This window comes from Methylobacterium sp. GC_Met_3, assembly GCF_026540775.1.
In the GTDB taxonomy this organism is placed as follows: domain Bacteria; phylum Pseudomonadota; class Alphaproteobacteria; order Rhizobiales; family Beijerinckiaceae; genus Methylobacterium.
The window spans coordinates 37,383-60,773 of the sequence record NZ_JALNUL010000023.1 but is presented as its reverse complement, the minus strand read 5'-3'; the positions used below and the strand labels follow the sequence as shown (position 1 = coordinate 60,773).

Here is a 23,391-nt window from a genome sequence, read left to right as displayed (position 1 = left end):
GAAGAGCGGATCGGACGCATGTCGAGAATCGAATAGAAAGTCCGAAAAAAATGCCGCGCTTTGCCGCCAACCTGAGCCTGATGTTCAACGAGGTGCCGTTCCTCGACCGGTTCGAAGCCGCGGCGCGAGCCGGGTTCGACGCCGTCGAGTTCCTGTTCCCCTACGAACACCCGCCCGAAGCCATCGGCGAGCGTCTTCGGGGCAACGGTTTGACCCAGGCGCTGTTCAACCTGCCGCCGGGCGATTTCACCAAGGGTGAGCGTGGTTTGGCGGCGTTTCCTGAGCGGTTCGATGAACTGAAGGCGGGCGTCGACACCGCGCTCCGCTACGCCGAGACGACCGGCGTCGGCCGCCTCCACCTGATGGCGGGCCTCGCCCCGCATGACGATCCGCGCGCGGCCGAAGCCTATCGGCGGGCGGTCACCTGGACGGCGGAACGGCTGGCGCCGGCGGGCCTCGACCTCGTTCTGGAGCCGATCAACGGCCGGAACATGCCGGGCTACTTCCTCAACGATTTCGGCCGGGCCGCCGACCTGATCCGCGACTTGGCATTGCCGAACCTGAAGCTTCAGTTCGACCTCTACCATTGCCAGATTCTGCATGGTGACGTGACCATGCGGCTGCGCGCCCTGATGCCGATCATCGGCCACGTCCAGACGGCGAGCGTCCCCGAGCGGCACGAGCCCGGCACCGGCGAGATGGCCGACTTTTTCCTGTTCGATGAGCTGGACCGGCTCGGCTACGCCGGCTTCGTCGGCTGCGAGTACATCCCGGCCGCCGACACCGTCGCGGGTCTCGGCTGGCTCAGCGCCTATAGAGGGAACGCCCGATGAGCCTCGCCCTGGGATGCGTCGCCGACGATTACACGGGCGCCTCGGACCTCGCCAACACCCTGACCAAGGCGGGCCTGCGCACGATCCAGACCATCGGCGTGCCCGAGGAGGGCCGCGCCCTGCCGGAGGCCGACGCGGTGGTGGTGGCGCTCAAGAGCCGCTCGATCCCGGCCGATCAGGCCGTGGCGCGCTCCCGTGAGGCGGAAGCCTGGTTGCGGGCAAGGGGCGCCGCCCACGTGATGTTCAAGATCTGCTCGACCTTCGACTCGACCGATGCGGGCAATATCGGGCCGGTGATGGACGCCCTGCGGGGTGATGCGGGCGAGGCCATTGCGCTCGTCACCCCGGCGTTCCCGGAGACGGGGCGCAGCGTCTACCAGGGCAACCTGTTCGTCGGTTCGGTGCCCCTGAACGAGAGCCCGCTCAAGGACCACCCGCTCAACCCGATGCACGACGCCAACCTCGTGCGCGTGCTCGCCCGGCAGAGCGCGAGCCCGGTCGGCCTGATCGACACCGCCACGGTCGCCCGGGGCCCGGAGGCCGTGGCGGCGCGTCTCGATGCACTCGCCGCCGAGGGTAAGGGCGCGGCCATCGCGGACGCGATCTTCGACAGCGACCTCGAAACCCTCGGCCGGGCGATCGTCACCAGAAAGTTCTCGGTCGGCGCCTCCGGGCTCGGCCTCGGCCTCGCCCGCGCATTGGCGGACGACGGGCGCGGCACGAAGGACGCCGCCGGGGCGGCCATCGGCGAGCCGGTGGGGGGAACCTCGGCCTGCCTCGCCGGGAGTTGCTCGCAGGCGACGCTCCAGCAGGTCGTCGCCGCCGAGGCGATCATGCCGGTCCTGCGCCTCGACCCCGTGCGGTTGCTCGCGGGCGCCGACGTGGTCGCCGAAGCCCTGGCTTTCGCGGAGGAGCGCCTTCCCTCTGGCCCAGTGCTGATCGCCACCTCGGCCCCGCCCGAGTCGGTGCGCGCCCTCCAGGCCGAGCACGGCGTCGATGCCGCTGGCCACGCCATCGAGTCGGCGCTGGCGGCGATCGCCGAGGGCCTCGTCGCCCGCGGGGTACGCCGGCTCGTGGTGGCCGGCGGCGAGACCTCGGGCGCGGTAGTCGACCGACTGGGCCTCACCGCCTTCCTGCTCGGTCCCGAGATCGCGGCGGGCGTGCCGGTTCTGCGCACCGCGGGCCGGCCGGAGCCGATGTTGCTCGCCCTCAAATCGGGCAATTTCGGCGGTGCGGATTTCTTCGGCCGTGCCCTGGACATGATGCGATGAAGGGGCCCCCTAACCCGGGTCCCGAATCCGTCCAGCAGGGCTCTGCCCTGCACCCGCCAAAGGACTCGTCCTTTGGAAACCCATGACGTTTCTCGGGAGGTTTTCATGCACGCCCTGATCCTTGGCGCCGCCGGCATGATCGGCCGCCGCCTCGTGGACGCTCTGGTGAAGGAGGGCCGCGTTGGCGGTCAGCCGCTCACCGCGCTGACCCTGCTGGATGTCGTGCCACCCGCCGCACCCGAAGGCTTTTCCGGCGCGGTCCGGGCCGAGGCCGCCGACCTCACGGCACCCGGTGCCGCCGAGGCCGCCATCGCCGAACGGCCGGGGGTGATCTTCCACCTCGCCGCCGTGGTCTCGGGCGAAGCCGAGGCGAATCTCGAACTCGGCTACCGGGTCAACCTCGACGGCACCCGCCTGCTGCTCGACGCGATCCGCGCGGCCAACGCGGCGGATGGCTACCGGCCGAAGCTCGTCTTTACGTCCTCGCTCGCGGTGTTCGGGCCGCCCTTCCCCAAGGTCATCCCGGACGACCACATCCTGCGCCCGGCCTCCTCGTACGGGGTGCAGAAGGCGATGGGCGAATTGATGCTCGCCGACTACGCGCGGCGCGGCTTCCTCGACGGGATCGGCCTGCGGCTGCCGACCATCTGCGTGCGGCCGGGCAAACCCAACAAGGCGGCCTCGGGCTTCTTCTCCGGGATCATTCGCGAGCCGCTGGCCGGCCAGGAAGCGATCCTGCCGGTGCCCGATACGGTCCGGCACTGGTTCGCGAGCCCTGCCGCCGCGGTGGGCTTCCTCATCCACGCGGCCGGGCTCGATCTAGCGGTGATCGGGCCGCGGATCAGCCTGACCATGCCGGGCGTCTCGGCGACGGTGGCGGAGGAAATCGAGGCCCTGCGCCGCGCGGCGGGCGACAAGGCCGTGGCGCTGATCCGGCGTGAACCCGACGCCACCATCGCGCGGATCATCGGCTCCTGGCCGGAGGCGTTCGAGCCCGAGGCGGCGCTGGCGCTCGGCTTCCGGGCGGACGCATCCTTCGATGCGATCGTGGCCCAGCACGTCGCCGAGTTCCACGGCGGCTGAGCCTCAGAGGCGGTTTTCGGCCGCCCGCTCAGTCGTCGGCGCCGGCGTAGAAGCCCTCCACGCCGATGCCCTCTTCCTGCATCATCCGGGCGCGGGCGCGCAGCTTCTCGGTCTCGCTCTTGAGCTGGCCGCAGGCCGCCAGGATGTCCCGACCGCGCGGCGTGCGCACCGGCGAGGCGTAGCCGGCGTTGAACACGATCTCGGAGAAGCGCTCGATCCGGTCCCAGTCGGAGCATTCGTAGCGGCTGCCCGGCCAGGGGTTGAACGGGATCAGGTTGATCTTGGCCGGGATGCCCTTGAGCAGGCGGACCAGTTCCCGGGCATCCGCGTCCGAATCGTTGACGCCCTTCAGCATCACGTACTCGAAGGTGATCCGGCGGGCGTTGCTGAGGCCCGGATAGCTGCGGCAGGCGTCAAGCAGCTGGGCGATCGGGTACTTGCGGTTGAGTGGCACCAACTCGTTGCGCAGGTCGTCGCGCACGGCGTGGAGCGAGATCGCCAGCATGGCGTTGGCCTGTTCGCCGAGCCGGGGGATCTGCGGCACGACCCCGGAGGTCGAGACCGTGATCCGGCGGCGGGACAAAGCGAGCCCCTCTTGATCCGACATCACCCCGACCGCGTCGACCACCGCGTCGAGATTGTAGAGGGGCTCGCCCATGCCCATGAACACGATGTTGGTCACGAGCCGGCCGACCTCACCGGAGCCGCCCGCGTCCCGGCTCGGCATCTGGCCGGGCCAGTCGCCGAGCTCGTCCCGGGCGACCACCAGTTGCTGCACGATCTCGGCCGCCGACAGGTTGCGCACGAGGCGCTGCGTGCCGGTGTGGCAGAACGAGCAGGTCAGCGTGCAGCCGACCTGGCTGGACACGCACAGCGTGCCGCGATCCGGGCCCGGGATGTAGACGCACTCGATCTCGGCGCCGCGATTGTGCTCCTGCGGGTTGGTCGGCGCCATCCGCAACAGCCATTTGCGGGTGCCGTCCCGGGAGACCTGGCGGCTTGCCACCTCGGGCCGCTCTAGGGTGAAGTGCTCGGCGAGCTGCGCCTTCAGCGCCTTGCCGATCGTGGTCATCTCGGCGAAGTCTGTCGCCCCGCGGAAGTTGACCCAGTGCCAGATCTGGCCGGCGCGCATCCGGCTCTCGCGCTCGGGCACGCCCATGCCGATGAGCTGCGCCTTGAGGGCGTCCCGGGTCAGGCCGACCAGCGACGGCGGCCGGCCGGGCAGCAGCGCGGGCTGGAAATCGGGCGCCTTCTCGATCGCGGCATCGGCCGCGCGGGCGCTGTCGAGCGACGGGCTCGCCATGGCGTTCAAACAATCCATCCACTTGGAAAGGTTTTGATATAGGCGATCGCGTCGGCGAATGCGAATGCGCGCCGCCCACGGCTGACCCCACGGAGAGCGATTGCGACCGACACACAGGCCGGGCAGGCGATCTACAATCCGCGCACCCTGCAGATCTACGACCTCGTCGTGCTGCGCCTGTCGAACCCGCTGATCTGGCGCTGCCCCACGGCTCGGATCCTGGATCTCTATGACCGGCACGTGGGCTTGGCGCATTGCGATGTCGGGGTCGGGACCGGCTGGTATCTCGACCGGTGTCGCTTCCCCACACCTCGGCCGCGGGTCGGCCTGATGGACCTCAACGCCGACAGCCTCGCCTGCGCAGCCCGTCGGATCGAACGCTACCGGCCCGAGACCTACCGCATCGACGTACTCGGCACCGTGGCCGCCGGGATCGCGCCGTTCGACTCGATCGGGATGACCTACCTGCTGCACTGCCTCCCGGGCGACATCGCCGAGAAGGCCAAGGCCTTCGATACGGTGCGGCCCTGCCTACGCGATGACGGCGTGGTGTTCGGCGCCACGATCCTGGCAGGCGGCGTCCCGACCACGACCGCAGCGCGGGCGCTGATGCGGGTCTACAACCGCAAGGGGGTGTTCTCGAACGCCGCCGACACCCTGCCGGAGCTGCGGGCGGCGCTGGACCGGCGCTTCCGGTCGGCAGACATCACGGTCGTCGGCTGCGTGGCCCTGTTCGTCGCGCGCGAGCCGCGTTGATCGGGCCTTTGTCCTTGCGAGCCCACAAAAAAGGGCGCCCGCAGGCGCCCCGATCCGTCTCGTGAATTCCAAAAACAATCAGGCGGCGGCGGTCTTCACCGGGATGCCCTTCTCGGCCAGGAAGGTCTGCAGCTCGCCCGACTGGAACATCTCGCGGGTGATGTCGCAGCCGCCGACGAACTCGCCCTTCACGTAGATCTGCGGGATGGTCGGCCAGTTCGAGAAGGCCTTGATGCCCTCGCGGATGCCCTGGTCGGCCAGGACGTTCACGCCCTTGAACGGCACTTCGAGGTAATTGAGGATCTGCACCACCTGCCCCGAGAAGCCGCATTGCGGCATCTGCGGCGTGCCCTTCATGAACACCACCACGTCCTGGGAGGTGATCTCGTTCTGGATGGTCGTGTTGGCGTCGGTCATCGTTCTGTCCTTGCTCGTCAATCGTATGTGAGGTCTGAGTCAGCGGCGTGCAACCGATGTGGCGAGCGTGCGAAGCGCGCGCTCCATGTCGAAAGTCTCGGTCAGAAGGTCCTCAGGACGGATCGGGCAGGCCTTCGGCAGCCCCGGAAGCAGCACGTTCCCGTGGGCACCGAGACCGGCCTCGGCCGCCGTGACGGCGGATTTCCAGATCCTGTCCCAGTTCAACCTCTGCCGCATCGACGCCTCGTAGGCGTTCCATGCGGTGAACTGGAAGGTCGCGATTTCTTCCCGCCAATGCAAGCTCGCGGGTGCCAACGGGGCGGATACGCGCTTCAAGAGATGGGCGAGCGTCTGGATCAGCAGGCCCTCGACCGCCCGCAGATGCGATCGACCCACGCTCTCGATCTCCTCGGCTACGTTCGCCCAATCGACCACGTTCGACAGGTCAGGCCGCTGAGCCAGCGCGCGCAGAGCCGTCGCCTGCTCCTCAGCCCAGGTCACGATATCGTCGTCGTAGGGACTCGGTCGATCCATCGGGAGGACTCCCGTGTGAGGTGTCAATCCTGCGGCACGCCCGTGGTCAGCGCAAGGGCGTGGAGCACGCCGCCCATCCGTCCCTGGAGGGCGCCGTAGACCATCTGGTGCTGGGCCACCCGGGTCTTGCCCTTGAAGGCCGCCGACAGGACCGTGGCGGCGTAGTGGTCGCCGTCGCCGGCGAGGTCGCGGATTTCCACCTGCGCGTCCGGCAGGGCCTCGCGGATCATGCGCTCGATCTCGCCCGCATCCATCGGCATCGGGTTACTCCTGGGAGAAGGGGTCAGGCGGCGGGCGCGGCCGGCTGGCTCGCCATGTAGGCGGGCAGCCAGCCCTCGTGCGCCGCATTCAGGTCGGCCAGCGATATGGTCTCGCCGCCCGGCAGGGTCAAACGGTCGGAGCCGGTGACGCCCACCGAGGCCGCCGCGATGCCCTGGGCCGCGGCGGCCGAAAGGATCTCGGTGGCCGCCTCCGGCCGCACCGCCAGCAGGTAGCGGGCCTGATCCTCGCCGAACAGGTAGGCGTGGGGCGCCAGATCCACCGGAACGTCGGGCAGCGCCGCGCCGATCACGCCCGCCATCGCCATCTCGGCGAGCGCCACCGCGAGGCCGCCATCCGCGAGGTCGTGGACCGTGTCGACGGTGCCAGCCAGGATCAGGCCGCGGACGAAATCGCCGTTGCGGCGTTCCAGGGCGAGGTCCACGGGGGGCGGCGCGCCCTCTTCACGACCCTCGATCACCGACAGGTAGGATGACTGGCCGAGCCAGCCTTCGCTCACCCCGATCAGCACCAGGACGTCGCCCTCGCGCTTGAGGGCGATGGTGGCGTGGCGCGCCACGTCGTCGAGCACGCCGACGCCGCCGATGGTCGGGGTCGGCAGGATGCCGACGCCGTTGGTCTCGTTGTAGAGCGAGACGTTGCCGGACACGACCGGGAAATCCAGCGCCCGGCAGGCCTCGCCGATGCCCTGGAGGCAGCCGACGAGCTGGCCCATCACCTCGGGCTTTTCCGGGTTGCCGAAGTTCAGGTTGTCGGTGATGGCGAGCGGACGAGCGCCAACGGCCGTGATGTTGCGCCACGCCTCGGCCACGGCCTGCCGGCCGCCCTCGACCGGGTCGGCCTCGCAATAGCGCGGGGTCACGTCGCAGGTCAGCGCCAGACCCTTCGGCCCGTCCTCGACCCGGACGATGGCGGCGTCGCCCCCGGGCTTCTGCACGGTGTTGCCGAGGATGAAGTGGTCGTACTGCTCGAACACCCAGCGCTTCGAGGCGAGGTCCGGCGAGCCGACGAGGCGCTTGAGCGCGACGGTGAGCGAGGCCGGGGCCGGCACCGCGGAGGCCGCGATCACCGGCTGGTGGGTGTTGGCGAGATGCGGCCGGTCGTAGAGCGGGGCCTCGTCGCCCAACTCCTTGATCGGCAGGTCGGCGACGGTCTCGCCGTGCCATTTGACGACGAAGCGCAGCGTGTCGGTGGTCCGACCGATCACCGCAAAATCGAGGCCCCACTTCACGAAGATGGCCTCGGCCTCCGCCTCCATGCCGGGCTTGAGCACCATGAGCATCCGCTCCTGGCTCTCGGACAGCATCATCTCGTAGGGGGTCATGCCGGCTTCGCGGGCCGGAACCTTCTCGATGTCCAGCTCGACGCCGAGGTCGCCCTTGGCGCCCATCTCGACCGCCGAGCAGGTCAGCCCGGCCGCGCCCATGTCCTGGATGGCGATGACCGCACCGGACGCCATCAGCTCCAGGCAGGCTTCGAGCAGCAACTTCTCGGCGAAGGGATCGCCGACCTGCACGGTCGGGCGCTTCGATTCGGTGGCCTCGTCGAACTCGGCCGACGCCATGGTGGCGCCGTGGATGCCGTCGCGGCCGGTCTTGGAGCCGAGATAGACGATCGGATTCCCGACCCCGGTGGCGGCGGCGTAGAAGATCGCATCGGTACGGGCGAGCCCGACCGCCATGGCGTTGACCAGGATGTTGCCGTCGTAGCGCTTGTGGAAGCCGGTCAGCCCGCCGACGGTCGGCACGCCGAAGGAATTGCCATAGCCGCCGACCCCCGCGACCACGCCCGAGACCAAGGCGCGGGTGCGCGGATGGTCGGGCGAGCCGAACCGCAGGGCGTTGAGCGCCGCGATCGGCCGCGCGCCCATGGTGAAGACATCGCGCAGGATGCCGCCCACGCCGGTCGCCGCGCCCTGGTAGGGCTCGATATAGCTCGGGTGGTTGTGGCTCTCCATCTTGAACACGCAGGCGTGGCCGTCGCCGATATCGATGACGCCGGCATTCTCGCCCGGCCCCTGGATCACCCACGGCGCCGAGGTCGGCAGGCCGCGCAGGTGCTTGCGGGAGGACTTGTAGGAACAATGCTCGTTCCACATCGCCGACACGATGCCGAGTTCGGTCAGCGTCGGGTCGCGCCCGATCAGGCCGCGGAAGCGCTGATACTCGTCCGGCGTCAGGCCGTGCTGGGCCACGAGTTCGGGGGTGATCGGAACGTCGTTGCGGAACATGAGAAGGGTCTCGGCAGAGAGCGGCCCGTTCCGGGAGACACGGGCCGCGGCGAGCCCGGACCGGGCGGGCATCTAGGCTGCCCCGGCTCTAGAGCGGAAGCGCCCGCCCTGGCAACATCCGTGGGTATTCCGGCGCGGGAACGTGGCCTCGCGGGCTCGCGGATCACCTACGGGGCGGGGGGCGGCTGGCAACGATCCTCCAAAACGTCAAAGCGCCCAAATCCATCAAGGATCGGCATCGCCATCCGGCCCCTCTCGCAGCCCATTCTCCCGACCCCGGGCGATCAGATCATGCACCGGCTCCGGCCCGGTCATCAGGTCGAGATAATCGAAGCCGCCCACGCTCTGGCTCGCCATGAGCAGCTGGAAATGCATCTGGAACAGGTTCCACTGGCGCCGGCGGACATCGCTGCCCGTGATCAGGTCGTTGATCATCACCCCGAGCACGGCCGGGCGCTCCGGGTCTGGCGGAGTGAGCGCGCAGGCGGCCAGGGGGTTCTGGGCGTGGATCGATAGCCAGTCCCAGGGGGCACGCACATCGATCCAGCCGATCTGCCGCGCCCGCCCGAAGCGCAGGAGTGCGTCGCGGAACCCCTGCGCGGCCGGGTCGAGACCGAGCCACGGTATGACGCTGCCGATGCTCACGAAGGTGACCGGCGTGCCACGGGTTCCGAAGCCGGGATCGTGGGCGAGTACCCGGTCCAGCACCTCGATCCCGAGGAAGCTCGACGAGGAATGTCCGACCACCACCACCTCGTCGGCCTCGCCCTCGGCGGCACGGATGCGGGCCGCAAAGGCGTCGAGGCGGGGGGCCATTTCGGGCGCCGCACCGGCCGCGTAGGCGTGGGTGAAGGCGGTGTCGTCCACGAGGTGTGAGACATAGAGGGGTTTGCCGCGGGTCACCCGCATCAGCCCGGCCAGGATCGCGTAGGCCAGGGGTGGCACCGCCAGCAGGGACCAGGGGCGCAGCGCGTCCGGCGCCAGGGCGACGAGCCCCCCCGCCAGCGCGAGGCTGAGGCCGACCAGAGCCAGATAGATGAGATGCACGCCGAAGATCACCGTGGAGAAACGCCAGCCCTCCCGGTGTAGAGCGGCCGCGTAGCCCGAGCGCCACAGCCGCCAAAGCAGCGTCGGGACGCCGCGGAGGCGGGCCCAGCCGGATTGCGGGAAGCGCGCGCCGACGATGTCCTCCCAGCGCAGCAGGACATAGCGGGTGTCGACACCGCGCGACTGCACGCTCCAGGCGAGGTCGAGCCCGTCCGCCGAGCGGACCGGATCGCCCACCGTGATCGCGGCGCCGCGCCGGGACGCGGTGAGGCGGGCCTCGCGGCGAAACAGGCCCCAGTAGACCTCGGGCTCCCGCGGGTCGAAGCCCGGCAGGTAGAACACGGTCCGGGAGGTCAGAATCGGTGAACGCGGCGGTCCCGATCGGGCTGCGGCTTCATCCGGGGCAGTCCGGGGCGGCGTATCGGTCACGGGTGCGGAAACAGAAATGACGGGTCCGATCGATTCGGTTGGGGGCGCCCTGCCTACACCAACCGCCGCGGCGCGTTGAGACGGCGGGCCTCAGCTCACGCCGCTGGGGGATGGGACAGGAAGTCGGCGATCGCCGCCACGAACCGCTCGCCATAGGCCTCGCGCTTGCGCTCGCCGACCCCGTGCACGGTGCGCAGGGCCCAGAGATCGACGGGTTTCTGGCGGGCCATCTCGATCAGCGTCCGGTCGGGGAAGACCATGAAGGCCGCGATCCCCTCGGCCCGGGCCAGCGTCGCGCGCAGGCCGCGCAGGTGCTGGAACAGCGCCTCGTCGGTCTCCGACAGCGCGATCTCCCCGTCCTCGCGGGGCGCGGCGCGGCGTCGGTCGCGGGATTCCGCCTTCGGCTCGGGATCGGGGCGGAGCTGGACAGGCTCCCGTCCGTACAGGATCGCCTCGCCCTTCGCGGTCATCGACAGGCCGCCATAGCCGTCGGTATTCTCGGCGATGGCCCCGGCCGCGAAGAGCTGGCGCAGGATCGCCCGCCATGCCGCCACAGGCTTGTCCGCGCCGACCCCGAAGGTCTTCAGGCTCGCGTGGCCGTTGCGGCGGATCGGCTCGCTCTCCTTGCCGTGGACCACGTCGCAGATGTAGGCCGCGCCGAAGCGCTGCCCGGTGCGCACGATCGCCGACATGATCTTCTGGGCCGAGACGGTCCCGTCCACCAGCGTGACGCCGCCGCGGCACAGGTCGCAGCGCCCGCAGGGCTCGCTCGCCTCGCCGAAATAGCCGAGCAGCGATTGCCGCCGGCAGGTGGCACCCTCGCACAGGGTAATCATCGCCTCGAGCTTGCGCCGCTCGACCCGGCGGCGCTCGTCGGAGATCTCCTTCTCGTCGATCTGGCGACGGCGGAGCGCCATGTCGTCGAGGCCGTAGAGGGTCAGGGTGTCGGCGGGCAGCCCGTCGCGGCCGGCGCGGCCGATCTCCTGATAGTAGCCCTCGACGTTGTTGGGCATGTCGGCATGGCAGACGAAGCGCACGTCCGGCTTGTTGATGCCCATGCCGAAGGCGATCGTGGCGGTCATCACCACCCCGTCCTCCTGCAGGAACCGGTCCTGGTTGCGCATCCGCGTGCCCTGGTCGAGGCCGGCATGATAGGGCAGCGCGTCGAACCCGTCCTTCTTGAGGGTCTCGGCGAGTTGTTCGACGCGCTTGCGCGACGAGCAGTAGATGATCCCGCTCTCCGCGCGCCGGTGCTTCAGGAAGCGCTCGATCTGCCGGGCCGGGTTGTCCTTCGGCTGGAAGGTCAGCCGAATGTTCGGCCGGTCGAAGGAGTGGACGAAGATCTTTGGCGGCCGCCCCTGCGGGAACAGCCGCTCGGCGATCTCGGCGCGGGTCGCGGCATCGGCGGTGGCCGTCAGCGCCAGGGTCTGGATGTTGCCGAGCGCCGTGCGGGCGCGGGCGATCTCGCGGTATTCCGGCCGGAAATCGTGGCCCCATTGCGAGACGCAATGCGCCTCGTCGACGGCGAGCCGCCTGACGCCGGCCCCGCGCAGGGCCTCGATGCAGCCCTCCATCAGCAGGCGCTCGGGCGAGACGAACAGCAGCCGGAGCTCCCCCGAGCGCAGCATCCGCCAGGTCTCGCGCGAGTCGGATTCCGATACGCTCGAATTGAGGGTCGCGGCCTCGACGCCGACGCTCTTCATCTGCTGCACCTGATCATGCATCAGCGCGATCAGCGGCGAGACCACCACGGTCAGCCCCGGATCGACCAGAGCCGGCAGTTGATAGGTCATCGACTTGCCCGAGCCCGTGGGCATCACGGCGAACACGTCGGCGCCGTCCAGCACCGCGCCGATCACCTCGTCCTGGCCGGGCCGGAAATCCTCGTAGCCGAAGGTTTTTTTAAGCGCGGCGCGGGCCTCGTCGAGGCGGGTCATCGGGATCCTGGGTCGGGGTACGGGCTGCTTGCAGCGTCGGCGTGTAGACACTAACCTCGAGTGTCTACACGGAGGCCACCATGCCGCTCAACATCCGCAGCGAAGAGGTGAATCGATTGGCCGAGACGCTGGCATTGAAGGCCGGCGTGAGCAAGACCGAGGCGGTGCGACTCGCGCTCGTGAACGAGTTGGGTCGGCAGAACTCGGAGCGTGAGTCTTTCATGGAACGGGTCAAGGAAATCCAGGACCGGTTGGCATCCTACCCATCTACGGGCCTCAAGGCGGACAAGGCGTTCTACGACAGTCTGAACGACGAGTGATGTTCGTCGACGCATCCGCCATCGTGGCGATCGTTGTCTGCGAGTCAGGGCATCGGCCGCTGTTGGAGCGGCTACGCGAGGGTCCCGTGCGGCTCACGAGCGGTGTCGCAGTCTACGAGGCGGCACTTGCCATCGCCCGGCTTAAGTCCGTCCCACCCGAAGTCGCTCAAGAAATCGTGGATGATTTTCTGGACGCCACCGGTGTCACCCGGGTCGCAATTGCGGCTGCGGAGACACGACTCGCCATCACGGCCCATACCCGCTACGGCAAGGGCCGCCACCCCGCCCGCCTGAACCTCGGCGATTGCTTCGCCTATGCCTGTGCGCGGGTGTACGACGTGCCGCTGCTCTATATCGGCGCCGATTTTTCGCAGACCGATATCCGCTCGGCCCTCGCCTGAGCGTCCGACCGCCCAAGACGCTCACGCCGCGATCCGCCGCCCGTCCGCCCGTTGCAGGGGCTGCTCCTCGGCCCCGACCCACGCGGTGCGCTGCCGCGGCAGGGCCTCCGGGTGCTCGGCCTGGAGCCACGTGATCATCGCCTCGCGGACCTCGCAGCGCAGGTCCCAGGCCTGGGGCGCGTTGCGGGCGCTCACCAGCATCCGGATCTCGATGGTCGATTCCTTCGCGTCCGACACCTGGAGATTGACCACCTTGCCATCCCACAGCAGCGACGCGCGAGCGATCGCGGTCAGCTTCTCGCGCATCGCGGCCACCGGGGCGCGGTGGTCGACGTAGAGAAAGACGCTGCCGATCAGCGAGGCGCCATCGCGTGTCCAGTTCTGGAACGGCTTCTGGATGAAGTAGGTCAGGGGTAGGACCAGCCGGCGCCAGTCCCAGAGGCGCACCACCACGTAGGTCGCGTTGATCTCCTCGACCCAGCCCCATTCGTTCTCCACGATGACCGCGTCCTCGATCCGGATCGGCTGCGTGATCGCGATCTGGATGCCGGCCACGAGGTTCGACAGGACCGGCTGCATCGCCAGACCGAGGACCAGACCCGCTGCCCCCGCCGAGGCCAGCAGGCTGACGCCGTACTGGCGCACCGGCTCGAAAGTCATCAGCGCCACCGAAAGGGTGATCAGCGCCACGAGGGTGACGCCCGCGCGCTCCAGGATGCGCATCTGCGTGAAGTGCTTGCGCGCCAGGAGGTTGTCCTCGGCGTCGAGCTTGAACCGGCGCAGGTAGATCACCGTGGCGATGTGGAGCGCGGTCGCGCAGCACCAGCCGGTCAGCGTCACGAAGGCGACCAGCAGGATCTGGTTGAGGGCGATCCGCACCTCCCAGGAGAGGTGCACGATGGTCGAGGCGAGGCTGATCGCCACCACGATCAGGCCCAGCCGGCTCGGACCACGCGTCCGCGCGACGAGCGAGCGCCAGAACAATGTCTTGGTCGCGACCGCCCGCTTCATCGCCCGGTAGACGATTCCGTGGAGCGGTATCACGACGGCGCAGCAGGCCAGGATAAGAATGAGGCTCTCGGCCCACCACGGCAGGTAGGCGAGTGCGCGAGCGGTGGGGCCGGTGAGCGCGTCGAGGTCCGGCATCGGGCATCACCTCCACGGGTTCCAGACGGGACACCATGGGAATGGGTGGGCCTCGGCGGCGGTTCCGCAGCGCACCATGTGCCTGCCGCAACGCAGCAACCCGGCCGGAGCGCCTGAGCAGCCGGACCCGCCGCCGCCTACTTCGCTGCCGCGACTGTGACGCTCGCGGTTGCGGTCCGCCCGAAACGCGCCGGGCGGTACATGTCCTCCACGGTGGCGCCCGGATGCACGTAGGTCCCCGGCGAGACCGCCCGCACCGTGTAGGCCACCGTGAAGAAGGCCGACTGGCTCGGGTCGCGGTCGTAGGCTGCCACGAACCGGTCGTCGCGGAACTCGGTATGGACCGGCTGCACATCCGACTTGGCGAAGGCCAGGCTCTGGAGCACGTCGGCATCGAGGAGCTTCGGGTTGTCGATCTCGAGCCCCGCCGGCAGGGGATCGACCAGCAGGAGGCGCGCAGCCTCCGCCTTGGCCTCGCTTACCTTCAGCACCACCACGAGCCGGTCGTTCTGGCGCAGGCCCGCCGCCGGATCGACAAGGCTGCCGTCGAGGCGGTGGTAGCTCCGCTCCACCGTGTAGCCCTGGGAGGCTGCCGGTTCCGGCGCCAGGGGATTGCCGTTGACGGTCACGGCGACCTGCACGGAGCCGCGTCCGGTATTGACCAGCTGCACGCCCTGCTCCGCCAAGCGCGCCTGTCGGTAGACCCGGGCGAGAATCCCGGTCTGCGGTGCGCCGTCGAGGCTGAACGACAGGGCGTCCGCTTCCTTGGACAGGCTCTCGGCGGCGAGCACCATCCAGGCGTTCTCCTGCGTGCTCGTCGACCGCTCGGTCTGCTGCTCCTCGCCGAACAATGCGGCGACCGGGCCGAGGGCGCCCTGCGTCAGCCCGCTCTCGGCCGCCAGCGTGATCAGCCCGGCGCCGTCGCGCAGGCGGGAGCCGTAATCGGCCCGGTACTGGCCCTTGTCCCGCTCCGCCCGCAGCACGGTGAGCGCCGATTCCATCGCCCGCGCGGCCCGGCCGCGGTCGCCCAGCAGCGCCAGGGCGGCGGCGAGCTGCGCCCGCCCGAGCGCGGAGGAGAAGTCGGTGAGCTTGGTGTCGGCGAGGTAGCGTAGGTCGCCCATCACCGGGCGGCCGTTCCGGGCGAGCACGTAGGCCGCGTAGGCGAGGTCGGCGCCGCCGTTGCGCACCTCGGAGGCGTTGGCCACTGCGTTGCGCAGGTAGTCGAGCGCCTGGGCGAAGGCTTTCTGCGGCACCGCGAAGCCGCGCTCCCGGGCCCGCGTCAGGAAATCGGTCACGTAGGCGTCGAGCCACAGGTCGCTCGACCCCTGCGCCGACCACAGGCCGAAATCGCCGCTCGAATCCTGGCGGGCGAGCAGGCGCTCGATCGACTCGCGCACACGTTCGTCCGCGCCCGCGTCGAGGGCGAGTTTTTCCAGCGTGGCGAGCTTGTTGACGTAGAGCAGCGGCATCGCCCGGCTGACCACCTGCTCGGAGCAGCCATAGGGATAGCGGTCGAGCGCCTGGAGCAGGGCCGCCACGTCGAGGCCCGGCAGCGGCGTGACCGAGAGCGAGACGCTGCCGGTACCGGGAAGCAGGTCGGCCAGCAGATCCGGCGTGACCGTCAGTGCCGCCCCGGGGGCGAGGCTGTGCACGGAGCGGCGCAGCAGGGTGCCGGTTCCGGGCGCGATCCCGAGGGCGAAGCTCTGGTTCAGCGCAGTCGGAAGGCCGGGGCCCGACAGAGCGAGGTCGAGCCGCGCCGTGCCCGGCCCCGCCGCGGTCAGCGGGATCGCGAACTGGCCCTTGGCGCCGGCTTCCAGCCGGAACGTCTGGCGCAACGCACTGGCGCCGACCACGACCGGCCCGCTCGGGCTCAGATCGACCGTGTAGTCGCCCGCCTGACCCTCGACGTTGTCGAGGGCCACGAACAGGCGCGAGCGGTCGCCGGTATCGAGGAAGCGCGGCAGCGTGGCGGTGAGCACGACGGGATCGCGGATGATCACGTCGGCCTGGGCTTGGCCCACACGGCCGCCGCTCCAGGCGGTGACCATCACGCGGCCCGTGCCGTTGAAGGGGGGGATCGGGAAGGTGACGCTGGCGGCACCGTCCGACCCCACGGTCACGACCCCGGAATAGAGGGCGAGCGGCGCCTGGGTCGGTGGGGAATCGGCCAGTTCGCCGCCGCCCGCATCGCCACCGGAGCGGATCGCGCCCACGGAGCCCTGCATGCCGTCGATCAGGTAGCCGTAGAGATCGCGAAATTCCGGCCCGAGCGCCCTCTGGCCGAGGAAATACTGGGTCGGGTCCGGCGCGGCGTAGCGGGTGAGATTGAGGATGCCGACATCGACCAGCGCCACGGTGATCCGAGCCGCCTCGCCGGATTTCAGGCCGGTGAGCTGGATCGGCAGGGTCAGGTCCTGGCGCGGGCGCGCCCGCTCGGGCGCCTTCACGGCGACGTCGAGGTTGCGCTTCTCGCGGTCCACGGAGAACCACGCCAGACCCAGTGCCCGGCCCGGCAGGCGCTTGGCCGCCTGATCGAGGGGCCGGTAGGCGGTGGCGACCAGATAGGCGCCGGCCCCCCATTCGGCCTTCACCGGAACGCTCACCGTGGTGCCGCCCTCCGGCACGCTGACCTCCAGGGTCTCGTGCACCCGGTCGCTGACCACCATCAGGCTGGCCTGCCCCTTGAACTTCGGGCTGAGCTTGGCCCGCAGCGTGTCGCCGGCCGCGTAGGCGGGCTTGTCGAGGGTCAGGTCGAGGAGATCCGGCGCGTCCGCGGTCTGGGATCCACCCCAGCCGACCTCGAAGCCGAGGCTGGCACTCGCCTCCGGGGCGCCCGGCGCCGAGACATCCAGCCGGTAGCGGCCGAGCCCCACGGGCGCCTCGATCCGGCTGGAACCGCCGGCCCGGAGATCGACCGTACCGCTGGCCACGCGCTTGGTGGTCTTGACCGGCTCGAACGACCAACGCCCGTCCGCCCGATACCATTGATAGGATTGATCGACCCGCGACAGGGTCCAGCTTACCCCCGGCCGGGCGAGGAGCGCGCCCTCAGGCGTCGCCAGAACCACGTCGAAACCCGCGATCCCACCGTCGTTCAACGCCGTGAAACCCTTGCGCAGGGCGATGACCGGGCCGGCCGGGAGGATCGGCAGGGTCAGGCTGCGCGACAGGGCCCGTCCGCCGGGCTCCCCGACCGCGAGCGTGATCTTGGCCTCCAGTGCCCGCACGGCCGACACCTGGGGCACCGGAACCGTCGCGACGGCGCTGCCCTGCGCGCTCGTGGTCGCGTGCTCCTGAAGCTCCTGCGTGGCCGGCTCCACGGCCTCGTCGTCGAGGCCGATGCTGTAGCCGTCCAGCCCCTTGATGCCACTCGTGGCCGCCGCCTGAACGGTGACGCTGCCCGACACGTCGAGATCCGCCCCCGGCGCGCCGTAGAGATAGCGCGCGGCGACATCGACCTGCGCGGCCTCGCCCCGGTGGAGCGCCGCCTGCCGGGCCTTGAGCGTGACCTCCAGCCGCTCGGGGACGTAATCCTCCACGAGGAAGCTGGTCTCGCCGATCGCGGGCGCCTTCGGGTCGGTATAGGCCGAGACGCGCCACGTGCCGTGCATGGCGCCCGACAGGAGCGGCAGCGGCAGCGCCCGTCCGCCGAGCCCCTGATCGGGTACGGAGACCCGCCGGTACTCGACGCCGTCCGGCCGCTTCACCACGAGGGTCAGCGGCAGGTCCGGCACCGCCGCGCCGCCCGCATCGCGCAGCAAGGCGGTGATCTGGACGGTCTCGCCCGAGCGGTAGACCCCGCGCTCCGGGAACAGGTAGGCGTCGAGGCCGCCGGTCTCGGGCCGTCCCTTCACGCCGCGGTCGGTGAGATCGAAGGCCCCGAGGTTGAGATCGAGGAAGCCGTAATCGGTGCCCGCCTGGGCCACCACGAGGCTCGGCGCCAGACCGCCCTCCCCGCGGGCGAGGCCGGGATCGAAGGCGGCGTGGCCCTGCGCATCGGTGGTGCGCGTGCCCAGAACCTCGTTGTTGCGGGCGATCAGCCGGATCTCGGCGCCCGGCATCACCTGCGCGGAGGCGAGCGCGCGCAGGACCACGTGGACCCCGTCCCGCCCCTTCGTGGCGGTCAGCCCCAGGTCCGAGACCACGAACCATTGCGTCGCCTGGGTGTCGTAGCCTTCGTCGTCCGCGGTGGCCGTGCCGGAGGGCCGGGCCAGCATCACGTAGATCCCGGGCTCCAGCTTTCCGACCGCCTGCAGGACCGGGAAGGCGGTGACCGCCTCCTGGTTCAGCTCGGCCTTGGCGGTGTCGAGGGTGCCCTTCCAGACGCGCACGCCCTTCTCGGCCGCGATCGACCGGGCGGTAGCGCCGCTGAGCTGGCCCAGGAAGTCCTCGGAGCGCAGGGTCGGCAGCAGGCCGCGGTCGCCGATCCGCAGCACCTCGACATCGAGCTTGGCCGCGTTCACCGAGACCAGGGGCACGCCCGCCTGTCCGGTGCGGGGCAGGACGTAGTTGCGCCCGGTGGTGCGCACCTGCGGGGCGCGGTCGCGCACGTAGATCTCGTAATCGGCGGATTTGAGCAGGCTCTCGCCGACCGTGGAGGGCAGGCCCTGGCGCAGGACGATCGCGTAGCGCCCGCCATGCTTGAGCCCGTCGACGCAGATCTGCGTGTCCTCGGCGGTCACGGCGGCGCTGCTGCTGCCCGACACGGCCACGAAGGGCGCGTAGTCGGTCTTGGGCACCACGGCGTCCGAGAGGGTGAAGCAGGCTCGCGGGGCGGCCGCGTCGGAATCGATTTTGTAGCCGAGGATGCGGAAGCCGTGCTCGGCCCGCAGCGTGTCGTAGGTCTCCCGGACCGCGCCGTCGTCGGCCAGCGCGAGGCTCGCCGCGTAGGCGTCGAGGGCGGGGCGCCAGGATTCCCGCTCGGCCTCCGCGGCGCCCACCAGGGCCAGGGACGCCGCGGCGTCGATGGCTGTACCGGAGCGCTCGTAGGCACGGTAGGCGGCCGCGATCGCCCGCTCGCGCAGCCGGGTCCGGCCCTTGTAATCGTTCTCGTCCAGGGTCTCGAACGCCGCGGCGGCCGCGCGGGCATAGGTCTGCCAGTTGCGGATGTCGGCCGGGTCGGCCGCCACGGCGGCGGCGAGCGGGGTGAGGGCCTGATCGGGCTTGCCGGCGGCAAGCAGCGCCTGCCCGGCGGTGCGGGACTGGGCCGCCGGCCGAAGCGACGTGCCGGCCTCGGCCTTGAGAGCCGCCTCAAGGCGGATTGCCGAGCTGGCGAGGTCGTCCCGAACGACGGTCCGGGCGAACGGTGCGGGCACGGTCGCGCGGGGGGCGGTGCGGGGCGCGGCCGCGTTGTGGGCCAGCGCCGGGCCGCCCGCGACCCATCCGAGCAGCGCCAGGGCACCCGCGAGCCGTCCGAGCCGCGCCATCAGCCTGTTCCCCACCTGCCGAATCCCCGATGATTCGCGTCGGGATCGGTCGTGCGGGAGCCTAAGCAAAGTTGCGTTGGCGCGCCAACGCAACATGCGCTTAGGGTTTTCGTCGATCGCAGGTTTTCGTCGCAAAACCGGCAGCCACTTTTGCGAACCCTGCTTCGCACCGGCGGCCCCCGCCGCAACGCTTTGACCGTCGCCGGTTGGCGGCTGCTCCGGTCAGAACGCCTTCAGCACCTGCTCGGTGTGCTCGACGGAGACGGGCCCGGCGAAGCAGTGCGAGACCAGGGCGCGGTAATCCTGCCAGGGCTGCGAGCCGGTGAAGTCCTTGGTGTGGGCTTCCAGCGTGTCCCAGTGGATCAGCAACCGGTAGCGCTGCGGGTGCTCGATCGAGCGCCGCACCTCGAAATGCCGGCAGCCCTTGGCCTCCTTGAAGATCGCCGAAGCCTTCGTGATGCCGGCCTCGAAATCGGCTTCCATCCCGGGCTTGATCTCGATCTGCGCGATTTCGAGGATCATGGGTGACGTCCCTCTCTCAGGTTCGAAGGGGGCGACCGAGCTTGGCCGCCAGGATGCGCTGTGGGCTTAAACTGGGGTCGGCCTGGGCGGTGACAGGCAGATAGGCGGTCTGCTCCAGCATGTAGCGGCCGCCCATGGCCCCGTGCATCACGAGGTCCGAGAAGGTCACCCAGGTTTCGCCGGGGTGGAACGCGACATCGGCCTGGGGGGCCGAGGCCTGATAGGCTTCGTCCTGCTTGAGCGCGTCGTGCAGGTGCAGCATCAGGTGATCGTATTCGGAGCGCTTGGCCTTGGTGACGCGCAGCGTCGCGAGGAGACGCGCCGAAAGTGCCGAATAACCGGGGAGCCGGGGCAGGAATTTCTCCGCCATCGACCCGAAATCCTCGCCGACCCGCCACCGGCGCGGCTCGCCCGCCGGGTTGATGTTGCGGAACACCCGCAAGATCCGCTTCTCGCCGATCGGGTTCGACGGGAAGGCATCGACGTGCAGCCGCGTGTCGTCGCGCCGCCAGCTCAGCTTGCGCCGGTCCACGTCGAAGGGGCGATACGAGGTGCCGGCGAGACTTACCCGGTCGGCATAGTCGGGCAGGTAGGTGCCGATCAGGTCCCGGGCGAAGGCGCGGTAGCGGATCAGGAGCTGGCGCAGGGCCTCCTGCTCCTCCGGGGTGCCGGCCGCCCCGCGCAGATGCGCCGCCTCGCCGCGGATGTTGACGTTCTTGGCCTTGCCGTCCGCGAAGGGGCGCTCGGTGAAGCGGCGCTCGAACTCCGTGAACGGGAACGGCAGGTCGGGAAACAGCAGGACCGCCCCGGCCTCGAGCTCCCGCGCCAGGGAGCCGGGGGATTCGCCGGGGGCGACTGTGCGGATCGGACTGATCATCGTGCCGGGCTGACCCTGCCGTCTCGGATGCCGGACCCCTGTAACCGAGCGCCCGCGGCGAGGCCAGAGCCTGCATTTCCGGTGGATGACCGCACGGCATCCGAGAGGCCGGCCCGGCGCGGCTTGCGCAACCCGGCCGTTCCCGCCACGTTCTCCTGAGCATGACCGGCCCAAGTGCCCGGCGGAGGATGGCGCCGATGGCGACCCTGAAGGAATTCGAGGAAGCCCTGCGCGAGCATGGCATGAACATGGCGCTGGCGCTGCTGGAGCGCCTGCGCGAGCGCGACCGCGCGACCCGCACGGTCAAGCCCGCCCGGCGGCTCACGGGCCAGAAGATGACCCCGGAACTCGCCCGGGCGATCCTGGACCTGCATGCCAGCACCGGCATGACCCAGCAGGAGATCGCCTTCAAGGTCGGGGTGAATCAGGGCCGGGTGAACGAGGTGATCAAGCGCGGCAAGTGGCTGTCCGACGATCCGAGCGCCCCCGAGGCCGTGGCCCGCGACAAGGCGGTCGCCCGGATGCGCGGGGACCCGAAGCCGAGGAAGCCGCCGGTCGCGCGGGCCACCGCCAGCCGGCCCAAGGAGCGCAAGGCTGCCCCCCCGAAGGCCCGCAACCAGGGGCAATTGGCGCTGGGGGATTTGTAGGGAGCGGACCGAGGGGTGCTTGGTACCTTTCAACAGCCCCCCTCCTTCGAGGTCTCTGCTGTGCTCCGGCACCTCAGGATAAGGGCGCTGACGGGATGGAGGTCGTGCGGACCTAGGCCCCTCACCCCGCCGGCGCGAAATGCCCCCGGTAGCGCGCGCCGATCGTCTCCACCGGCAGCGTCACGAACACGTCCGTCGTGCCGAACTGGCGGTCGATCACCGCGCCGTCGCCGAAGGTCGCGCCGAGGCGCAGGTAGCCCTTGATCAGGGGCGGGAGGCTCTGCAGGGCGGCCTTCGGATCCACCGCCTCCTTCGGCAGCCGATCCATCGCCACCGCGCGCTCCGGCAGCGGGCGGACCCGCCAGCCCTCGGGCGCGCGGGCATGATGGTGCAGGAAGGCGAGCGGCAGGGCCAGCCGGTCCGGATCGGTGCCCTCCAGGCTGGCGCAGCCGATGAGCGCATCGATCCGGTGGTGCAGGACGTAGGCGTAGATCCCCTGCCACAGCAATTCGACGGTGCGCTTGCCCCGATAGGGCTTGAGCACGCAGGAGCGACCCAATTCCAGGATCCGCCGGTGCCCCTGGGCGGCGAGCAGCGGCGCGAGGTCGTACTCGCTCTCGGAATAGAAGCCGGCATGGCGCTCGGCCACCTCGCTGCGCAGCAGCCGGTAGGTGCCGACCACCTTCGGCCGGGGCTTGGCGAAGGGCTTCTTCCGCTTCGGCGGGGTGTGGTCGAGGACGAGGAGGTGGTCGCAGAGCGCGTCGTAGCCGTCGGCATCCCGGCGCGACAGGGCCGCGAGCCCGGAGGGCACCGCCGACATCTCCTCGTAGAACACCTTGAAGCGCAGGCGCTGCGCCCGGCGGATCTCGGATCTCTTCGTCGCCAGACGCACTTCGAGGTTGCCGATGCGGCCGAGGCTGCGCCCCTCGAACGGCTCGGGCAGGCGGATCGCCTGCTCGGCCGAAAGTACGTCGGCGATGCCGGTCGGACCGCCCGCAGGGACCCGGAGATGCGCGTGACGCCGCCTCAGCTTCGCGATCGGCGCGCCGACGCCCCATTGCACGCCCTTGTGCCACCCGGCACCGAGTGCGCTGTAGGCTCCGCGGGCGAGATTGGCGACCATGATCCGGTTTGCTCCGGGTGCGCGTCGTGCGCCGCTCCTCTGGAAGCAGAGCACGGCGTGGATACGCCATTATGACAGCCGCCATACGAAAGCGCCCCGGCCGGGGACCGGGGCGCTCTTACAAAGCCGCGCGTTCGGGCGCGGTCAGGCGGCCTGCTGGACCGCGTCGGTGCGGACGTCACCCTCGATTACCGGAGCGCTGGCGCGGCCGGCCGTGGCGATCTGGATGCGGCGCGGCTTCTTCGCCTCCGGAACCTCGCGGACGAGGTCGATGTGGAGGAGGCCGTTCTCCAGGGCCGCACCCGTCACCTGGACGTGGTCGGCGAGCTGGAAGCGGCGCTCGAAGGTGCGGGCCGCGATGCCCTGGTGCAGGAATTCCGACTTGGTCTCGGACTTGCGCTCGCCCTTCAGCGTGAGCGCGTTCTCCCGCACCTCGATCGACAGGTCGGCCTCGGTGAAGCCGGCGACCGCGACGGTGATGCGGTAGGCGTTCTCGCCGGTCCGCTCGATATTGTAGGGCGGGTAGGTGGGCGCAGCCTCGGCGCTGGCGAACTGGTCGAGCGCGGAAAACAGCCGGTCGAAGCCGACGGTCGAACGGTAGAGGGGCGCGAGATCGAACTGACGCATGACATATCCTCGTGTGAGCAACATGCAATTCCGGTCCGCCCCGAGGGGCCGGACCCGTCTTTCGTGCCGCCGGATGGCCGGCACAGACGAGATATCGGAGGGGGAAAATCGGGGTTCAAGACCCCGGCGCGTAGGGAAAAGTGAGATTTTTTCGCTACGCTCCCGCGGTGCATGAGGAGGGGC

General features: G+C 70.1%; 20 protein-coding genes. 7 read left to right on the top strand and 13 right to left on the bottom strand.

What is annotated here, in order from left to right; all coding sequences use genetic code 11:
- Positions 1 to 50: 50 nt before the first annotated feature.
- The 3 genes from otnI to denD all read left to right on the top strand — a co-directional run bounded on the left by otnI (position 51) and on the right by denD (position 3,187).
- Positions 51 to 833, top strand: coding sequence for a 2-oxo-tetronate isomerase (otnI, locus tag OXS27_RS21840; RefSeq protein ID WP_243916319.1), 783 nt, complete (start codon positions 51 to 53; stop codon positions 831 to 833).
- The gene (otnK, locus tag OXS27_RS21835) at positions 830 to 2,104 is read left to right on the top strand and encodes a 3-oxo-tetronate kinase (RefSeq protein ID WP_267358652.1); all 1,275 of its coding nucleotides are present in this window, start codon (positions 830 to 832) and stop codon (positions 2,102 to 2,104) included. Before otnI ends, otnK begins: the two co-directional genes overlap by 4 nt.
- 105 nt (positions 2,105 to 2,209) lie before the next feature.
- Positions 2,210 to 3,187: a D-erythronate dehydrogenase gene (gene denD, locus OXS27_RS21830; protein WP_267358651.1), complete on the top strand. Its 978-nt coding sequence runs from the start codon at positions 2,210 to 2,212 to the stop codon at positions 3,185 to 3,187.
- 28 nt (positions 3,188 to 3,215) lie between these two features.
- On the opposite strand, the gene rlmN is transcribed toward denD, so the two are convergent.
- The gene (rlmN, locus tag OXS27_RS21825; RefSeq protein WP_243916316.1) at positions 3,216 to 4,490 is read right to left on the bottom strand and encodes a 23S rRNA (adenine(2503)-C(2))-methyltransferase RlmN; all 1,275 of its coding nucleotides are present in this window, start codon (positions 4,488 to 4,490) and stop codon (positions 3,216 to 3,218) included.
- A gap of 99 nt (positions 4,491 to 4,589) precedes the next feature.
- Here rlmN and OXS27_RS21820 point away from each other — a divergent pair, with 99 nt between their 5' ends.
- A complete protein-coding gene (locus tag OXS27_RS21820) occupies positions 4,590 to 5,246 on the top strand; it encodes a class I SAM-dependent methyltransferase (protein ID WP_267358669.1) in 657 nt (218 codons plus the stop codon).
- A gap of 78 nt (positions 5,247 to 5,324) precedes the next feature.
- Here the strand turns inward: OXS27_RS21820 and grxD are convergent, their stop codons facing one another.
- The 6 genes from grxD to recQ all read right to left on the bottom strand — a co-directional run bounded on the left by grxD (position 5,325) and on the right by recQ (position 12,119).
- A complete protein-coding gene (gene grxD, locus OXS27_RS21815) occupies positions 5,325 to 5,663 on the bottom strand; it encodes a Grx4 family monothiol glutaredoxin (RefSeq protein WP_243997980.1) in 339 nt (112 codons plus the stop codon).
- Positions 5,664 to 5,702: 39 nt separating this feature from the next.
- Positions 5,703 to 6,197 (bottom strand): DUF29 domain-containing protein, encoded by a 495-nt coding sequence (locus OXS27_RS21810; protein WP_243916313.1) that lies wholly within the window; start codon positions 6,195 to 6,197, stop codon positions 5,703 to 5,705.
- A 23-nt stretch (positions 6,198 to 6,220) separates the two neighbouring features.
- Positions 6,221 to 6,457 carry a BolA family transcriptional regulator gene (locus OXS27_RS21805; protein ID WP_007568343.1) on the bottom strand — a complete coding sequence of 79 codons (237 nt, stop codon included), beginning with the start codon at positions 6,455 to 6,457 and terminating at the stop codon, positions 6,221 to 6,223.
- A gap of 23 nt (positions 6,458 to 6,480) precedes the next feature.
- Positions 6,481 to 8,706, bottom strand: coding sequence for a phosphoribosylformylglycinamidine synthase subunit PurL (gene purL, locus OXS27_RS21800; protein ID WP_267358650.1), 2,226 nt, complete (start codon positions 8,704 to 8,706; stop codon positions 6,481 to 6,483).
- 225 nt (positions 8,707 to 8,931) lie between these two features.
- Positions 8,932 to 10,095: a hydrolase gene (locus OXS27_RS21795; RefSeq protein WP_267358649.1), complete on the bottom strand. Its 1,164-nt coding sequence runs from the start codon at positions 10,093 to 10,095 to the stop codon at positions 8,932 to 8,934.
- A 182-nt stretch (positions 10,096 to 10,277) separates the two neighbouring features.
- On the bottom strand, positions 10,278 to 12,119 hold the full coding sequence (gene recQ / locus OXS27_RS21790; RefSeq protein ID WP_267358648.1) for a DNA helicase RecQ: 1,842 nt from the start codon (positions 12,117 to 12,119) through the stop codon (positions 10,278 to 10,280).
- Positions 12,120 to 12,199: 80 nt separating this feature from the next.
- On the opposite strand from recQ, the gene OXS27_RS21785 reads away from it, so the two are divergent.
- Positions 12,200 to 12,439, top strand: a complete 240-nt coding sequence (locus OXS27_RS21785) for a type II toxin-antitoxin system VapB family antitoxin (protein ID WP_243916309.1) — start codon at positions 12,200 to 12,202, stop codon at positions 12,437 to 12,439.
- Entirely contained in the window at positions 12,439 to 12,840 is a 402-nt protein-coding gene (locus OXS27_RS21780; RefSeq protein ID WP_267358647.1) for a type II toxin-antitoxin system VapC family toxin, read from the top strand. The genes OXS27_RS21785 and OXS27_RS21780 overlap by 1 nt, the downstream gene beginning before the upstream one ends.
- A gap of 21 nt (positions 12,841 to 12,861) precedes the next feature.
- Here OXS27_RS21780 and OXS27_RS21775 read toward each other — a convergent pair whose 3' ends face one another.
- The 4 genes from OXS27_RS21775 to OXS27_RS21760 all read right to left on the bottom strand — a co-directional run bounded on the left by OXS27_RS21775 (position 12,862) and on the right by OXS27_RS21760 (position 20,811).
- Positions 12,862 to 13,986, bottom strand: coding sequence for a mechanosensitive ion channel domain-containing protein (locus tag OXS27_RS21775; RefSeq protein WP_267358646.1), 1,125 nt, complete (start codon positions 13,984 to 13,986; stop codon positions 12,862 to 12,864).
- A gap of 137 nt (positions 13,987 to 14,123) precedes the next feature.
- Positions 14,124 to 19,412 carry an alpha-2-macroglobulin gene (locus OXS27_RS21770; protein WP_267358668.1) on the bottom strand — a complete coding sequence of 1,763 codons (5,289 nt, stop codon included), beginning with the start codon at positions 19,410 to 19,412 and terminating at the stop codon, positions 14,124 to 14,126.
- A 222-nt stretch (positions 19,413 to 19,634) separates the two neighbouring features.
- Positions 19,635 to 19,934 carry an antibiotic biosynthesis monooxygenase family protein gene (locus tag OXS27_RS21765; protein ID WP_243916305.1) on the bottom strand — a complete coding sequence of 100 codons (300 nt, stop codon included), beginning with the start codon at positions 19,932 to 19,934 and terminating at the stop codon, positions 19,635 to 19,637.
- A 16-nt stretch (positions 19,935 to 19,950) separates the two neighbouring features.
- Positions 19,951 to 20,811: a Kdo hydroxylase family protein gene (locus OXS27_RS21760; RefSeq protein WP_267358645.1), complete on the bottom strand. Its 861-nt coding sequence runs from the start codon at positions 20,809 to 20,811 to the stop codon at positions 19,951 to 19,953.
- Between the two features lie 197 nt (positions 20,812 to 21,008).
- Between OXS27_RS21760 and OXS27_RS21755 the strand changes: the two genes are divergently transcribed.
- On the top strand, positions 21,009 to 21,458 hold the full coding sequence (locus tag OXS27_RS21755) for an RNA polymerase subunit sigma-70 (RefSeq protein WP_243916303.1): 450 nt from the start codon (positions 21,009 to 21,011) through the stop codon (positions 21,456 to 21,458).
- A gap of 121 nt (positions 21,459 to 21,579) precedes the next feature.
- On the opposite strand, the gene OXS27_RS21750 is transcribed toward OXS27_RS21755, so the two are convergent.
- Positions 21,580 to 22,581, bottom strand: coding sequence for a GNAT family N-acyltransferase (locus tag OXS27_RS21750; protein ID WP_267358644.1), 1,002 nt, complete (start codon positions 22,579 to 22,581; stop codon positions 21,580 to 21,582).
- A 144-nt stretch (positions 22,582 to 22,725) separates the two neighbouring features.
- The gene (locus OXS27_RS21745; protein ID WP_243916301.1) at positions 22,726 to 23,208 is read right to left on the bottom strand and encodes an Hsp20 family protein; all 483 of its coding nucleotides are present in this window, start codon (positions 23,206 to 23,208) and stop codon (positions 22,726 to 22,728) included.
- Between the last annotated feature and the right edge of the window lie 183 nt (positions 23,209 to 23,391).

Bases quoted from the DNA above. Each gene is read 5' to 3' on its own strand.
- otnI (WP_243916319.1), top strand. From the start codon at position 51: ATGCCGCGCTTTGCCGCCAACCTGAGCCTGATGTTCAACGAGGTGCCG.
- otnK (WP_267358652.1), top strand. From the start codon at position 830: ATGAGCCTCGCCCTGGGATGCGTCGCCGACGATTACACGGGCGCCTCG.
- denD (WP_267358651.1), top strand. From the start codon at position 2,210: ATGCACGCCCTGATCCTTGGCGCCGCCGGCATGATCGGCCGCCGCCTC.
- rlmN (WP_243916316.1), bottom strand. From the start codon at position 4,490: ATGGCGAGCCCGTCGCTCGACAGCGCCCGCGCGGCCGATGCCGCGATC.
- grxD (WP_243997980.1), bottom strand. From the start codon at position 5,663: ATGACCGACGCCAACACGACCATCCAGAACGAGATCACCTCCCAGGAC.
- OXS27_RS21810 (WP_243916313.1), bottom strand. From the start codon at position 6,197: ATGGATCGACCGAGTCCCTACGACGACGATATCGTGACCTGGGCTGAG.
- OXS27_RS21805 (WP_007568343.1), bottom strand. From the start codon at position 6,457: ATGCCGATGGATGCGGGCGAGATCGAGCGCATGATCCGCGAGGCCCTG.
- purL (WP_267358650.1), bottom strand. From the start codon at position 8,706: ATGTTCCGCAACGACGTTCCGATCACCCCCGAACTCGTGGCCCAGCAC.
- recQ (WP_267358648.1), bottom strand. From the start codon at position 12,119: ATGACCCGCCTCGACGAGGCCCGCGCCGCGCTTAAAAAAACCTTCGGC.
- OXS27_RS21785 (WP_243916309.1), top strand. From the start codon at position 12,200: ATGCCGCTCAACATCCGCAGCGAAGAGGTGAATCGATTGGCCGAGACG.
- OXS27_RS21780 (WP_267358647.1), top strand. From the start codon at position 12,439: ATGTTCGTCGACGCATCCGCCATCGTGGCGATCGTTGTCTGCGAGTCA.
- OXS27_RS21775 (WP_267358646.1), bottom strand. From the start codon at position 13,986: ATGCCGGACCTCGACGCGCTCACCGGCCCCACCGCTCGCGCACTCGCC.
- OXS27_RS21770 (WP_267358668.1), bottom strand. From the start codon at position 19,412: ATGGCGCGGCTCGGACGGCTCGCGGGTGCCCTGGCGCTGCTCGGATGG.
- OXS27_RS21765 (WP_243916305.1), bottom strand. From the start codon at position 19,934: ATGATCCTCGAAATCGCGCAGATCGAGATCAAGCCCGGGATGGAAGCC.
- OXS27_RS21760 (WP_267358645.1), bottom strand. From the start codon at position 20,811: ATGATCAGTCCGATCCGCACAGTCGCCCCCGGCGAATCCCCCGGCTCC.
- OXS27_RS21755 (WP_243916303.1), top strand. From the start codon at position 21,009: ATGGCGACCCTGAAGGAATTCGAGGAAGCCCTGCGCGAGCATGGCATG.
- OXS27_RS21750 (WP_267358644.1), bottom strand. From the start codon at position 22,581: ATGGTCGCCAATCTCGCCCGCGGAGCCTACAGCGCACTCGGTGCCGGG.
- OXS27_RS21745 (WP_243916301.1), bottom strand. From the start codon at position 23,208: ATGCGTCAGTTCGATCTCGCGCCCCTCTACCGTTCGACCGTCGGCTTC.